Genomic DNA, 13,647 nt, shown 5'->3' on the forward strand with positions numbered 1-13,647 from the left:
GGGCCAGCTCGGCGCGCATCACTAGGGCCATCACGCCACCGATGATGAAGAACACGAACGACGTCACCAGATACAGCGTGCCGATCGTCTTGTGGTCCGTGGTCGTCAGCCACTTCACCACGACATTGCCGGGACTCTTGCGCCGTACCGGCAGCTCGTTCTCGTACGAGTCCTCAGCTGCGGCGGCGGCACCCTGGGGTTCGTTGAGGATGCTCACAGGTTGTTCGTCTCCCGGTTCTTCTCGTGGCTCGTCTGCGCGATGCCGGCGGGAACGTAACCGGTCTGCCCCTTCTTCGCGAGGTCCTTGAGGTGCTGCTCGTAGCGCTCGGGGGAGACGACCTTCACGTTGAACAGCATCCGGGAGTGGTCGACGCCGCACAGCTCGGCGCACTTGCCGAGGAAGGTGCCCTCACGGTTGGGGGTCACCTCGAAGGCGTTGGTGTGGCCCGGGATGACGTCCTGCTTCATCAGGAACGGCACCACCCAGAAGGAGTGGATGACGTCGCGCGAGGTCAGCACGAAGCGGACCCGCTTGCCCTCGGGCAGCCACAGGGTGGGGCCCGGGTTGTTGGTCTGCGGGTTCCGCGTACCGGGGGTACCGCAGTCGTAGACACCGCCGGCGTCGGCCGGGAAAGCGTCCTTGTAGCGGTCCGGAATCGCGTCGAGTTCCTTGGCCTTCTTGGCGTCACCCGTGGAACCGTCGACGTTCTCGACGTAGTTGAAGCACCAGCTCCACTGGAAGCCGACCACGTTGACCGTGACGTCGGGACTCTTCTCGAGCCTCATCAGCTCGGATTCGTCACGCGCGGTGAAATAGAAGAACACCGAGACGATGATGAGCGGAACCACCGTGTACAGCGCCTCGATGGGCATGTTGTACCGGGTCTGCGGAGGAACCTCCACCTTGGTGCGGCTGCGCCGGTGGAAGAAAGCACTCCACAGGATCAGGCCCCACACCAGCACGCCGACGACGAGCGCGGCGGCCCAGGATCCCTGCCACAGGGAGAGGATCCGCGGAGCCTCTTCCGTGGTGGGGGTGGGCATACCAAGGCGGGGGAAGTCCTCCCATGTGCAACCGGTGGCGGTCGCCAGGACCAGGCCCGCGGTCAGTGCCTGCAGCAGCTTCCGCCGCATCGGGCGCCGCGGCGAGCGGTCGGAGCCGTTGGGACTCACGTAGCGCCTTCCCGAGAGTCTCGCCCGCGCGGATTGGCTGCGGCCTGCCTTCTCGCTGGTCGGTCGCCGCCCTGCGTCGGGCAGGGGTTTGGATGTTTATGCGGACCAAACCCTAGCCGACGCCCTCCGGGGGGTCGCGAGGAGGGGTGCCGTACGCGCCGCGGGTTACACCGAGCGCCTCATCATCCGGGGGTACAGGGTGTCTCGCGGCTGCCGCCCCGCCGTGGCTGGTCGCGCCCACGCGGCGGAGCCGCACACGGAAAACAGCCCCGCGCCCCTTCGGGGCGCTTAGCGTTGGAGTGTGTACTTCGATGCTGCTTCCGCCGCCCCCCTTCACCCCGTTGCCCGGCAGGCCCTGATGGCCTCTCTTGATGAGGGGTGGGCGGATCCGGTGCGGTTGTACCGGGAGGGGCGGCGGGCCCGGTTGCTGTTGGACGCGGCGCGGGAGGCGGTCGCGGAGGCGGTGGGGTGCCGGGCGGACGAGTTGGTGTTCACGTCGTCCGGCACGCGGGCGGTGCACTCCGGGATCGCGGGGGCGCTGGCCGGGCGGCGGCGCGTCGGAGGCCACCTGATCGTGTCAGCGGTCGAACACTCTTCTGTGCTCCATGCGGCGGAAGTTCACCAGGCCGGCGGAGGATCGGTCAGCGAGGTCGCGGTGGAGCGCACGGGGGCCGTGAGCCCGTCCGGGTACGCGGACGCCCTGCGGCCGGACACCGCGCTGGCCTGTCTGCAGTCGGCCAACCACGAGGTGGGGACCGTGCAGCCGGTGGCCGAGGTCGCCGAGGTGTGCCGGGCGGCGGGGGTACCGCTGCTGGTGGACGCGGCCCAGTCGCTGGGGTGGGGGCCGGTGGAGGGCGACTGGTCGCTGCTCGCGGCGAGCGCCCACAAGTGGGGCGGTCCGTCGGGGGCCGGGCTGCTCGTCGTACGGAAAGGGGTGCGGTTCGCTCCCCAGGGGCCGCGGGACGAGCGGGAGTCGGGGCGGGCGGCCGGGTTCGAGAACCTGCCGGCGATCGTGGCGGCGGCGGCTTCGCTGCGGGCGGTGCGGGCGGAGGCCGCCGAGGAGGCGGTACGGCTGCGGGAACTGACGGAGCGGATCCGGGCGCGGGTGCCGGGGCTGGTGCGGGACGTGGAGGTGGTCGGGGATCCGGAGCGGCGGCTGCCGGGGATCGTCACCTTCTCCTGTCTCTACGTCGACGGGGAGACATTGCTGCACGAGCTGGACCGGGCCGGCTTCTCCGTGTCGTCCGGGTCGTCCTGCACGAGCAGCACGCTGACGCCGAGCCATGTGCTGCGGGCGATGGGCGTGCTCAGCGAGGGCAACATCCGGGTCTCGCTGCCGTCGGGGACGCGGGAGGAGGACGTCGAGCGCTTCCTGTCCGTCCTGCCGGAGGTGGTGTCGGGGGTGAGGGAGAAGCTCGGCGCGCCGGTGTCCACCGGCCCCGTCCCGACGGAGGAGAAGGACGAGGCCCTGGTGGTGGACGCCCTGGGCCGGCGCTGCCCGATCCCGGTCATCGAACTGGCCAAGGTCATCGGAGACGTCCCCCTGGGCGGCACGATCCGCGTCCTCGCCGACGACGAGGCGGCCCGCCTGGACATCCCGGCCTGGTGCGAGATGCGCGGCCAGGAGTACGCCGGCGAAGAACCAACATCCCGAGGAACGGCTTACGTGATCCGCCGAACGAGCTGAACACCCGTCTTCTCGGGGGCGCGAGGAACCGCGCACCTCAGGCGCAGGGGGAGCAGCACGCCATCAGGGGCGCGGGGAACTGCGCGTTTTTTGGGGGGCGCGGGGAACCGCGCATCTTTAACAGGGAGCGCGAGGGAACGGCGCGTCTTTTCAGGGGCGCGGGGAACTGCGCACCTTCAGGGGCGCGGGGAACTGCGCACCTTTAAGGGGCGCGGGGAACTGCGCGACCAGCCCCCACGCACCCGCACCCGACGACTCAGCTCAGATGCCCCCGAACCTCCTCCGCCGCCTCATCCCCGTACGCCTTGGTGAAGCGCTCCATGAAGTGCCCCCGCCGCAACTGGTACTCCTGCGTACCCACCGTCTCGATGACGAGAGTCGCCAGCATGCAACCGACCTGCGCCGCCCGCTCCAGCGAAACCCCCCACGCCAGCCCCGACAGGAACCCCGCCCGAAACGCATCGCCGACGCCCGTCGGATCCGCCTTGCGCTCCTCGTCCGGGCACCCGACCTCGATCGTCTCCTCGCCGGCCCGCTCGATGCGGACACCCCTCGCACCGAGGGTGGTGACACGGTGGCCCACCTTGCCGAGGATCTCCGCGTCGCTCCAGCCGGTCTTCGTCTCGATGAGCCCCTTCTCGTACTCGTTGGAGAAGAGGTAGGTCGCCCCGTCCAGCAGTATCCGGATCTCCTCGCCGTCCATCCGGGCGATCTGCTGGGAGAAGTCGGCGGCGAACGGGATGCCCCGGGAGCGGCACTCCTCGGTGTGCCGGAGCATGCCCTCCGGGTCGTCCGCGCCGATGGAGACCAGGTCGAGGCCGCCCACGCGGTCGGCTACGGTCTTCAGCTCGATCAGCCGGGCCTCGCTCATCGCGCCCGTGTAGAAGGAGCCGATCTGGTTGTGGTCGGCGTCCGTGGTGCACACGAAGCGGGCGGTGTGCAGGGTCTCGGAGATGCGCACCGAGTCGGTGTCGACGCCGTGCCGGTCCAGCCAGGCGCGGTACTCGGCGAAGTCGGAGCCGGCCGCGCCGACCAGGATCGGCCGGGTGCCGAGCTGGCCCATGCCGAAGGCGATGTTCGCGGCGACGCCTCCCCGGCGTACGTCGAGCTGGTCGACCAGGAACGACAGCGAGACCGTGTGCAGCTGGTCCGCGACGAACTGGTCGGCGAAACGCCCGGGGAAGGTCATGAGGTGGTCGGTGGCGATGGAGCCGGTGACTGCGATGCGCACGGCGTGGATTCTCCTGAGGGAGGCGGTTTGACACTTCACGCTACCGGTTGGGGAGGTCCCGTAGAAGCGGCCGAAACTACCCGATAGTAGATCTTTCTTCGTGACCTTCTCCGTGCATACGGTGCCGATATGACGAACCCCAGGGCCCATACCCCCGCCCCTCCCCCCGCCCCGGCGGACCTCGAAGGCGGCCTGGCGTCGCTGCGCGGCGACTGCGCCCGGATGGTCCCCCACTGGGCGGTGCCCAACCGGGTGACCGCCCGGCCGGTCTCCCCGTCCTCGATCCACGGCGTGACCGTGCCGCCCGGCTCGGCGCGGCTGCTGGACGCGATGGCCGAGTACGGCGACTGAGCCGGCGCCGGCCGGTTCGGCGCCCTCGGGGAACCGCGCGCTCCCCCGCTGCGTCCCATCGCTGTCCCCCGTAAAGGGGATGCGGGATACGACCCACGAGCAGTCCCGGCACGACCGGGAAGGGTCCTTCCGGGACAGTCGCGCAGCCGAAGGAGCGATGCGGTGAACACCGAGCGACCCGACAACGACGACGAGGCGCGCACCGCCCCGGGTGGCGCGCCCGACTCCGGGGGCGCTTCGGGCCACGGCGGGGAGACGGACGCCTCCGAGCCCGGTACGGCACGACCGGCCGACGGCGCACCCGATGCCGATGCCGGGAAGGCGGAAGCCGCCACCACCGGCGCCCCCGCCGGGGAGGCCCCGGGCGCGGCCCCGGAGGACGAGCCGAAGTCCGGCGCGGATGAGACCGTCGTCGGGGAGCACCGTGCCGGCGGCCCGCCCTCCCGGGAGGGGCACGCCGACGAGTCGGCGGCGGGACGGCGGCGTCCGTCCCTGCTGATCGCCTCCGTCGCCGCCGCCGTGCTGCTGGTCGGAGGCGGCGGGGCCTATCTCGCCTCCGGTGCCTCCGGTGCCTCCGGTGGTTCCGGGGGCGGTACGACTCCGGGGGTGAACGGTGACGCCACTCCCCCGCCGCTCGACCTGGACGGTCACTCCGAGGGCGCCACGAACGGGATCGCCCCCGGCGAGCCCAACCCCTACGGCGTCGTCTACCGCGCCGACGGTTCGCTCCCGGAGGGTCCCGGTTCGGCGCCGGTGTACCGCGTCCGGGGGCAGGTCACCGAGGAGCGGGTGGTCGCGCTGGCGAAGGCCCTGGGGCTGGAGGGGGAGCCGGTCGCGGAGGGCGGGTCCTGGCGGATCGGCGGCAAGGACGGTTCCGGGCCCACGCTGCGGGTGGACCGGGAGGCTCCCGGCTCCTGGACGTTCAGCCGGAACAACCCGGGCACCGACAACTGCAAGGGCGCGACGTGCTCGGCCCCGTCCACGGGCGGTCCGGTCGTGAGCGAGTCCGTCGCGAGGAAGGCCGCCGCGCCCGTGCTGAAGGCGGTGGGCCAGGACGACGCGAAGCTCGACGCGGGCCAGATCATGGGCGGCAAGCGCGTGGTGAACGCCGACCCCGAGGTCGGCGGGCTGCCGACCTACGGCTGGACGACCGGTGTGGTCGTCGGCGCCAAGGGCGAGGTGGTCGGCGGCAACGGCCGGCTCGCGGAGCCGGTGAAGGGGGACACCTACCCCGTGGTGAGCGCCGCCGACGCGCTGAAGCTGCTGAACGCGGCGCCGGGTTCCGGGCAGCGCGCGGAGATCGGCGGCTGCGCCAGTCCCGTACCGCTGGAGGACGGGCAGCGGGAGCAGCGGGAGCCGTGCGCTCCGGCGACGAAGCCGGCCGGCGACACCGTGACGGTCGGCGACGCGGTGTTCGGGCTGGCCTCGCACTCCGTGGACGGGCGGCCGGCGCTCGTGCCGTCCTGGCTGTTCGAGGTACGGCCCCAGGGGGCGGAGGGCACCTTCACGGTGACGTATCCGGCGGTCGATCCGGAGTTCCTCGCCCCGCGGACGGAGTCCGGGTCCGGGGAGGCGAGCCCGCGGCCCACGGAGCCCGGCGACGAGCCGACCGCGGCACCGTCCACCCGTGATGTCGACGTCCAGGGCTACACCGCCGAGGGCGACGAGCTGACCGTGACCTTCACCGGCGGCGTGTGCGCCGACTACGAGGCGACGGCGAGCGAGAACGGCGGCCGGGTGACGGTGCGGGTGACCGAGACGCCCTGGCCGGACAAGGTGTGCATCCTGATCGCCAAGCAGTACCAGCAGACGGTGCGGCTGGACGCGCCGCTCGGTGACCGCGAGGTCGTGGGCACGGACGGCGAACCGGTTCCGCTCTGGAAGGACGGCGCCCGGCTGCCGGCGCCGCCCACCCGGTAGCTCCGGGAGGAGGAGAGCGCGAAGGCGGCGGCCCCCTCCGAGGGGGCCGCCGCCTTCGTCATGCGCTGCCTGGGACGGACCCGGCTCAGCTGAAGGAGTCGCCGCAGGCGCAGGAGCCGGTGGCGTTGGGGTTGTCGATCGTGAAGCCCTGCTTCTCGATGGTGTCGACGAAGTCGACGGTGGCGCCGCCCAGGTACGGGGCGCTCATGCGGTCGGTGACGACCTTCACACCGTCGAAGTCCTTCACCACGTCGCCGTCGAGCGAGCGCTCGTCGAAGAAGAGCTGGTAGCGCAGGCCGGAGCAGCCGCCGGGCTGGACGGCGACGCGCAGGGCGAGGTCGTCACGGCCTTCCTGGTCGAGCAGGGCCTTGACCTTGGACGCGGCGGCGTCGGTCAGGACGATGCCGTCGGTGACGGTGGTGGTCTCGTCCGATACGGACATCTACATCTCTCCCGGGTTGTACGGAGACTGCTTGCCGACGGTTGCAACCGGCGGGACCGCGGATTCATTCCGGGCCGGGCGCGTGTCTTCCTCGCCTCCCTCCTCATGCTCGCACACGCCGTACGAAGCGGAAACCGGCCCTTGTGGGCCCTTCCGGGAATGGATCGGCGCCCCTAGGGATTCCCGTCACATGGACGCTATGGCCCGTCGTCAAAGTGACGTGAACCGGTTATGATAGATAGCGTCATTTCGACGAGAAGTCGGACGAGAAGTAGTCGCCAGAACAGAAAGGGTGCGTGTCGTGACCACCGCCCAGACCCAGGAGCTCGACGTACAGCCGACGCCCCTCGCCCTGCTGCTCCTCGGCCGTGAGGCCGACCCGAAGAGCGAGCGCGGTGTGGAGTGTCCCGGCGACCTCCCCTCCCCGTCCGACCCGGACCTGGTGGAGCGCGCCCGCGCCGCCAAGGAGAAGCTCGGGGACAAGGTCTTCGTGCTCGGCCACCACTACCAGCGCGACGAGGTCATCCAGTTCGCCGACGTCACGGGCGACTCCTTCAAGCTGGCCCGCGACGCCGCCGCCCGCCCGCAGGCCGAGTACATCGTCTTCTGCGGTGTGCACTTCATGGCCGAGTCGGCGGACATCCTCACCGGCGACGACCAGAAGGTGGTCCTGCCCGACCTCGCGGCCGGCTGCTCCATGGCCGACATGGCCACCGCCGAGCAGGTCGCCGAGTGCTGGGACGTGCTGACCGAGGCCGGGATAGCCGAGCAGGTCGTCCCCGTCTCGTACATGAACTCCTCCGCCGACATCAAGGCCTTCACCGGCAAGCACGGCGGCACCATCTGCACCTCCTCCAACGCCCGGCGGGCCCTGGACTGGGCCTTCGAGCAGGGCGAGAAGGTGCTCTTCCTCCCGGACCAGCACCTGGGCCGGAACACCGCCGTCCGCGACATGGGCATGTCCCTGGAGGACTGCGTCGTCTACAACCCGCACAAGCCGAACGGCGGGCTGACGGCGGACGAGCTGCGCGCCGCGAAGATGATCCTGTGGCGCGGCCACTGCTCGGTGCACGGCCGGTTCAGCCTGGACTCGGTCGACGACGTGCGCGAGCGCATCCCCGGCGTGAACGTCCTGGTCCACCCGGAGTGCAGGCACGAGGTCGTCGCCGCCGCGGACTACGTCGGCTCGACCGAGTACATCATCAAGACGCTGGAGGCGGCCCCGGCCGGCTCCAAGTGGGCCATCGGCACCGAGCTGAACCTGGTCCGCCGCCTGGCGAACCGTTTCGCGTCCGAGGGCAAGGAGATCGTCTTCCTCGACAAGACGGTCTGCTTCTGCTCGACCATGAACCGCATCGACCTCCCCCACCTGGTGTGGGCCCTGGAGTCCCTCGCCGAGGGCAACCTGGTCAACCGCATCGAGGTGGACAAGGAGACGGAGGCGTTCGCGAAGCTGGCGCTGGAGCGGATGCTGGCGCTGCCGTAGGGCCACACGCGAAGGGGCGCCCCGTGAGATCACGGGGCGCCCCTTCGTCGTACGGACGGTCGTCGGACTCGTCGTACGGACGAACGTCAGACCTGGACCGGCTTCGGCTCCTGGGGGGCCTCCCCCTGCGCGGAGACACCCTTCTTCGCCGCCCGCTTCTTCGCGCGCCGCTCCTTGCGGAGCTCCAGCATCGCGTAGAGCGTCGGGACCAGCAGCAGGGTGAGCAGGGTCGACGTGATCAGACCGCCGATCACCACGACCGCCAGCGGCTGGGCGATGAAGCCGCCCTCGCCGGTGACGCCCAGTGCCATCGGGAGCAGGGCGAAGATGGTCGCCAGGGCCGTCATCAGGATCGGCCGCAGACGGTGGCGGCCCCCCTCCAGCACGGCCTCGACGACGCCGTAGCCCTGCTTGCGGTACTGGTTGATCAGGTCGATCAGCACGATCGCGTTGGTGACCACGATGCCGATCAGCATCAGCATGCCGATCATCGCCGGGACACCCATCGGGGTGCCGGTGACCAGCAGCAGGCCGATGGCGCCGGTCGCCGCGAACGGGATGGACACCAGCAGGATCAGCGGCTGGGCGAGCGACCGGAAGGTGCCGACCAGCAGCATGAAGACGATCGCGATCGCGGCCAGCATCGCCAGGGCCAGGTTGAGGAACGCCTCGTCCTGGTCCTCGGTCACGCCGCCGATCTCCGCCGTCGCGCCCGCGGGCAGCGTCAGCTCGTCGATCTTCTTCTGGAGGTCCATGCCCACGGCGCCGGTGTTGTCACCGGTCGGCTTCGCGGTGACGGTGGCCGAGCGCTGACCGTCGATCCGGGTCATGGAGACGGGGCCGTCCACCACCTCGACGGTGGCGATGTCGCCCAGCTTCACCGCGCCCAGGCGCAGGTTCCTCAGCTCGTCCACGGTGGTGGCCGGCTTCGCCGAACGGACGACGACGTCACGCTCGGTGTCGTCCAGGACGGCCTTGGCCGCCGGGGTGCCGCGCACCGCCTGGGCGACGGCCCCACCGAGGGTCTGGTCGTTGAAACCTGCCTCGGCGGCCTTGTCGTTGGCCTTCACCGAGATACGGGGCACGCTCTGCGCCAGGTCGCTGGTGACGTCCGTGACGTCGTCCAGGGAGGCCACCGCGTCGCGGACCTGGTCCGCCGCCTTGCGCAGCGCCTGCGCGTCGGCCGCCTTGACGACGACGCTCAGGTCCTGGCTGCCGAAGCCGTCACCGGCCGCGATGGTGGTGGTGCCGATGCCGTCGAGCTTCTCCAGGCCCTTCTCGACGCTGTCCTGCACGTCCTCGGAGGACGCGCCGTCCTCCAGCATGACCTGGTACGTCGCCTGGTTGGTGTCCGTACCGCCGCCGAAGGCCGCCATCCAACCGGACGAGCCGATCGTCACCTGGTAGTCCTTGACGCCCTCGGTGTCGCCGAGCAGCTTCTCGACCTTCTCCGCCTGGTCGTCGGTCGCGGCCAGGCTGGTGCCGGGCTCCAGCTCCTGCCGGACGGTGAGGACCTGCTGCTCGCCCGCGTCGAAGAAGTTGGTCTTCAGCAGCGGCGCCATGGCGAACGTGGCGATCAGGACGACGACCGCGATGGCCACGCTGGTCAGCCTGCGCCGGGTGGCGAAGCGCAGCACGGGGACGTAGAGGCGCTGGAGGCGGCTCTTGGCCTCCTTCTCCTCGGCGATCCTGCGCGCCTCTTCGGCGTCCTCCGGGGTGCCCTTCGGGGCCCGCAGGAACCAGTACGACAGGACGGGCACGACCGTCAGCGACACCAGCAGGGACGCCAGCAGCGCCGCCGTGACGGTGAGGCTGAAGGAGCCGAACAGCTCGCCCACCATGCCGCCGACCAGGCCGATCGGCAGGAACACGGCGACCGTGGTGAGCGTCGAGGACGTCACCGCGCCGGCCACCTCACGCACCGCGTTCATGATCGCGGACTGGCGCTCCTCGCCGTAGCCGAGGTGCCGCTTGATGTTCTCCAGGACGACGATGGAGTCGTCCACGACCCGGCCGATGGCGATGGTCAGCGCGCCCAGCGTCAGCATGTTCAGCGACAGGTCGCGCGTCCACAGCACGATCAGGGCGAGCACCACGGACAGCGGGATGGAGACCGCCGTGACGAGGGTCGAGCGGACCGACGCCAGGAAGACCAGGATCACCAGGACCGCGAAGAGCAGACCGAGCGCGCCCTCGGTGGTGAGGCCCTCGATGGCCTTGGAGACCGCCGGGCCCTGGTCGCTGACGACGGTGAGGGTGGCCCCGTCACCGAGGTCCTCGCGCAGGTCGGGCAGCTTCTCCTGGACGGCCTCCGAGATGGCGACCGCGCTGCCGTCGTGGTCCATGGTCGCCATCACGGCGAGGCTCGGCTTGCCGTTGGTGCGGGTGAGGGAGTCGGCCCTGGCCTCCTCCTCCTTCACCGTGGCGACGTCCCCGAGGCGGACCGGATCGCCCTTGCCGGACTCGGCGGCGACCATCAGGTCCTCGATCTGCTTCAGCGAGGTGAAGCCGCCGCCGACCTGGACGGTGCGGTTGGCGCCGTCCTCGTCGAAGGAGCCGGCCGGGACGGTCGCGCCGCCGGCCTGGAGGGCCGTCGACAGCGACTGGGCGGTGAGACCGGCCTTCGCCAGCTTCGCGTCGTCGGGGGTGACGGTGACCTGGACGTCGCGCACGCCGTCCACGGTGACCTGGCCGACGCCGTCGATGCCCTCCAGCTCGGGCACCACGGTCCGGTCGAGCCGGTCGGCGAGCGCCTGCTGGTCCTGGCCGGAGGTGACGGCGAGGACGACGGTCGGGATGTCGTCCGTGGAACCGGCGACGACCTGCGGGTCGACGTCGTCCGGGAGGCGGGCGCCGGCCCGGTTGACGGCCTGCTGGACGTCGGCGACGAGCTGCTGGGTGTCGTTGCCGTAGTCGAAGGACGCCATGATCACGGCGTTGCCCTCGCTCGCCGTCGAGGTGACGCCGGAGATGCCGTCGACGGCCTCCAGGCTGTCCTCGATGGGTTCGACGACCTGCTTCTCGACCACGTCCGGGGAGGCGCCCTGGTACGGGGCGATCACGGACACCATGGGCAGTTCGATGGTCGGCAGCAGCTGCTGTTTGAGCTGGGGTATCGCGATCGCCCCGAAGACGAGCGCGATGATCGACATCAGTCCGATCAGCGCCCGTTGCGCGAGGCTGAATCTGGACAGCCAGGACATGGTCAGGGTCTCTTTTCCGTGGAGCGGCAGAAGTCCGGCAAGCGGGCGCGCGCACAAGTGGGCGCCCGCTCTACACCCTGAGCCATCGCCGGGGGCCGATCCGTAGCCCCGAGGTCCCATCCCTTATACGGCGCATACTCCCGCCGCAGTACGCCCCGCGGAGCTCACTCCACCCTTGGGCGGACCAGCCCCGACTCGTAGGCGGTGACCACCAGCTGGGCCCGGTCGCGGGCGCCCAGCTTGGCCATGGCCCGGTTGACGTGGGTCTTCACGGTGAGCGGGCTGACCTCCAGGCGTTCGGCGATCTCGTCGTTGGAGTGGCCGCCGGCGACCTGGACCAGCACCTCGCGCTCGCGCACGGTGAGCGACTCGAGCCGCTCGGCGCGGGCCGGGTCGTGGTCGGCCTCGGACGTGCCCTCCTGGGCGAGGAAACGGGCGATCAGGCCCTTGGTGGCCACCGGGGACAGCAGGGCCTCTCCCCCGGCGGCGATCCGGATGGCGTTCAGCATCTCCTCGGGCTCGGAGCCCTTGCCGAGGAAGCCGGAGGCGCCGGCCCGCAGCGACTGCACCACGTAGTCGTCGACCTCGAAGGTCGTCAGGATCACCACCCGGACCCCGGCGAGCTCCGGGTCCGCGCTGATCATGCGGGTGGCGGCGAGTCCGTCGGTGCCGGGCATCCGGATGTCCATGAGGACGACGTCCGCGCGCTGCTCCCGGGCCAGCCGGACCGCCTCCGCGCCGTCGGCCGCCTCCCCCACCACCTCCATGTCCGGCTCGGAGTCGACGAGCACCCGGAAGGCGCTGCGCAGCAGTGCCTGGTCGTCGGCGAGCAGGACACGGATCGTCATACGGGCTCCAGCGGGGTGATCGGTGGTCACGGGCCGCTGTCCTGAGCGGCGGACGTACGGGTCTTGACGGGCAGGATCGCATGGACGCGGAAACCGCCGCCGTAGCGGGGGCCGGTGGTGAGGGTGCCGCGCAGCGCGGTGACGCGTTCGCGCATGCCGAGCAGTCCGTGCCCGCCGCCGGGGGTGTGGTCCTGGTCCTCGCCGGTGCCGTCGTCGAGGACGGTGATCTCGATGTGGGGTCCGACGCGTACGACGCTGACCTCGGCCCTCGCGTCGGTGCCTGCGTGCTTCTGCACGTTGGTCAGGGCCTCCTGGATGATCCGGTACGCGGCCAGGTCGACGGCGGCGGGCAGGTCGACGCCCTCGTCACCACGGGCGACCTCGACGCGCAGTCCGGCGCTGCGGAAGGTGCCGGTGAGTTCGTCGAGGCGGTCCAGTCCCGGCGCGGGTTCGGTGGGGGCCTCCGGGTCGCCGGACTGGCGCAGCAGACCGACGGTGGCCCGCAGCTCGCCGAGCGCGGAGCGGCTGGCCTCGCGGACGTGGGCGAGGGCCTCCTTGGCCTGGTCGGGCCGCTTGTCCATGACATGGGCGGCGACCCCGGCCTGGACGTTGACCAGGGCGATGTGGTGGGCGACCACGTCGTGCAGATCGCGGGCGATGCGCAGGCGCTCCTCGGCGACCCGGCGGCGGGCCTCCTCCTCGCGGGTGCGCTCGGCCCGTTCGGCGCGTTCCCGGATGGCCTGGACGAAGGCGCGGCGGCTGCGGACCGCGTCCCCGGCGGTGGCGCCGATGCCGGTCCAGGCGAAGATCGCCAGGTTCTCCTGGGCGTACCAGGGCAGGGGGCCGACCGCCATCGCGGCTCCGGTGAGGACGGTCATGGTGAGCAGGCCGATCCGCCAGGTGGTGGGGCGGTCGGTGGTGGAGGCGACGGTGTAGAGCGCGATCACGGCGCACATGGCGACGGGGGCGCGGGGGTCGCCGGTGACGGACTCCGCGACGGAGAAGCCGCCGGCGAGGGCGAGGACCGTACGGGGGGCGCGGCGGCGGAAGACCAGCGCCGCGGCGCCGAGGGTCATGAGGACGAGGCTGAGCGGGTCGGGGGTGCGCAGGCCCCATTTGACGCCCTCGGGGCCGTGGGGGTCGACGAAGGAGCCGGCGACCATGCATATGAGGACGCCTGCGGCGAGGGCCGCGTCCAGTGCGAAGGGGTGTGCCCGTGCTCGGCACCGGGCGCGGGTCAGGGTGCTCACGGGTGTTCACGGTAGCCGGGGGCCGGCGTCCGGCCCGGATGGCGACCGGGGTGCTC

At 71.3% G+C, this 13,647-nt stretch carries 10 protein-coding genes and 1 pseudogene; 4 read left to right on the plus strand and 7 right to left on the minus strand.

Going from position 1 to position 13,647, the window contains the following annotated elements; genetic code table 11:
* A pseudogene (locus AMK33_RS27125) lies at nt 1-217 on the minus strand (cytochrome ubiquinol oxidase subunit I); the annotation flags it as partial.
* Nucleotides 214-1,173: an aa3-type cytochrome oxidase subunit II gene (gene ctaC / locus AMK33_RS27130; RefSeq protein WP_073935595.1), complete on the minus strand. Its 960-nt coding sequence runs from the start codon at nt 1,171-1,173 to the stop codon at nt 214-216. The pseudogene AMK33_RS27125 and the gene ctaC, both read right to left, overlap by 4 nt.
* Nucleotides 1,174-1,474: 301 nt before the next feature.
* Here ctaC and AMK33_RS27135 point away from each other — a divergent pair, with 301 nt between their 5' ends.
* Nucleotides 1,475-2,860, plus strand: a complete 1,386-nt coding sequence (locus tag AMK33_RS27135) for a cysteine desulfurase/sulfurtransferase TusA family protein (RefSeq protein WP_268817386.1) — start codon at nt 1,475-1,477, stop codon at nt 2,858-2,860.
* A gap of 256 nt (nt 2,861-3,116) precedes the next feature.
* Here AMK33_RS27135 and AMK33_RS27140 read toward each other — a convergent pair whose 3' ends face one another.
* Complete coding sequence (locus AMK33_RS27140; protein ID WP_073935596.1) at nt 3,117-4,091, minus strand: carbohydrate kinase family protein; 975 nt, start codon at nt 4,089-4,091, stop codon at nt 3,117-3,119.
* Between the two features lie 129 nt (nt 4,092-4,220).
* On the opposite strand from AMK33_RS27140, the gene AMK33_RS27145 reads away from it, so the two are divergent.
* Both AMK33_RS27145 and AMK33_RS27150 read left to right on the plus strand, forming a co-directional pair.
* A complete protein-coding gene (locus AMK33_RS27145) occupies nt 4,221-4,442 on the plus strand; it encodes a hypothetical protein (RefSeq protein ID WP_073935597.1) in 222 nt (73 codons plus the stop codon).
* Between the two features lie 162 nt (nt 4,443-4,604).
* Complete coding sequence (locus tag AMK33_RS27150) at nt 4,605-6,362, plus strand: hypothetical protein (RefSeq protein ID WP_073935598.1); 1,758 nt, start codon at nt 4,605-4,607, stop codon at nt 6,360-6,362.
* 85 nt (nt 6,363-6,447) lie between these two features.
* Here AMK33_RS27150 and erpA read toward each other — a convergent pair whose 3' ends face one another.
* Complete coding sequence (erpA, locus tag AMK33_RS27155) at nt 6,448-6,804, minus strand: iron-sulfur cluster insertion protein ErpA (RefSeq protein WP_073935599.1); 357 nt, start codon at nt 6,802-6,804, stop codon at nt 6,448-6,450.
* A gap of 301 nt (nt 6,805-7,105) precedes the next feature.
* Between erpA and nadA the strand changes: the two genes are divergently transcribed.
* Nucleotides 7,106-8,290 carry a quinolinate synthase NadA gene (nadA, locus tag AMK33_RS27160; protein ID WP_073935600.1) on the plus strand — a complete coding sequence of 395 codons (1,185 nt, stop codon included), beginning with the start codon at nt 7,106-7,108 and terminating at the stop codon, nt 8,288-8,290.
* Nucleotides 8,291-8,376: 86 nt separating this feature from the next.
* Here the strand turns inward: nadA and AMK33_RS27165 are convergent, their stop codons facing one another.
* From AMK33_RS27165 to AMK33_RS27175, 3 genes are all read right to left on the minus strand, one after another.
* Entirely contained in the window at nt 8,377-11,493 is a 3,117-nt protein-coding gene (locus AMK33_RS27165; protein ID WP_073935601.1) for an efflux RND transporter permease subunit, read from the minus strand.
* Between the two features lie 164 nt (nt 11,494-11,657).
* Nucleotides 11,658-12,341 (minus strand): response regulator, encoded by a 684-nt coding sequence (locus AMK33_RS27170; RefSeq protein ID WP_073935602.1) that lies wholly within the window; start codon nt 12,339-12,341, stop codon nt 11,658-11,660.
* A gap of 26 nt (nt 12,342-12,367) precedes the next feature.
* Nucleotides 12,368-13,591: a sensor histidine kinase gene (locus AMK33_RS27175; protein WP_073935603.1), complete on the minus strand. Its 1,224-nt coding sequence runs from the start codon at nt 13,589-13,591 to the stop codon at nt 12,368-12,370.
* Nucleotides 13,592-13,647: the final 56 nt, after the last annotated feature.

The organism is Streptomyces sp. CB02400, from assembly GCF_001905725.1.
In the GTDB taxonomy this organism is placed as follows: domain Bacteria; phylum Actinomycetota; class Actinomycetes; order Streptomycetales; family Streptomycetaceae; genus Streptomyces; species Streptomyces atrovirens.

Coding starts and splice junctions, on each gene's coding strand:
- AMK33_RS27145 (WP_073935597.1), top strand. CDS start 4,221: ATGACGAACCCCAGGGCCCATACCCCCGCCCCTCCCCCCGCCCCGGCG.
- erpA (WP_073935599.1), bottom strand. CDS start 6,804: ATGTCCGTATCGGACGAGACCACCACCGTCACCGACGGCATCGTCCTG.
- AMK33_RS27165 (WP_073935601.1), bottom strand. CDS start 11,493: ATGTCCTGGCTGTCCAGATTCAGCCTCGCGCAACGGGCGCTGATCGGA.
- AMK33_RS27170 (WP_073935602.1), bottom strand. CDS start 12,341: ATGACGATCCGTGTCCTGCTCGCCGACGACCAGGCACTGCTGCGCAGC.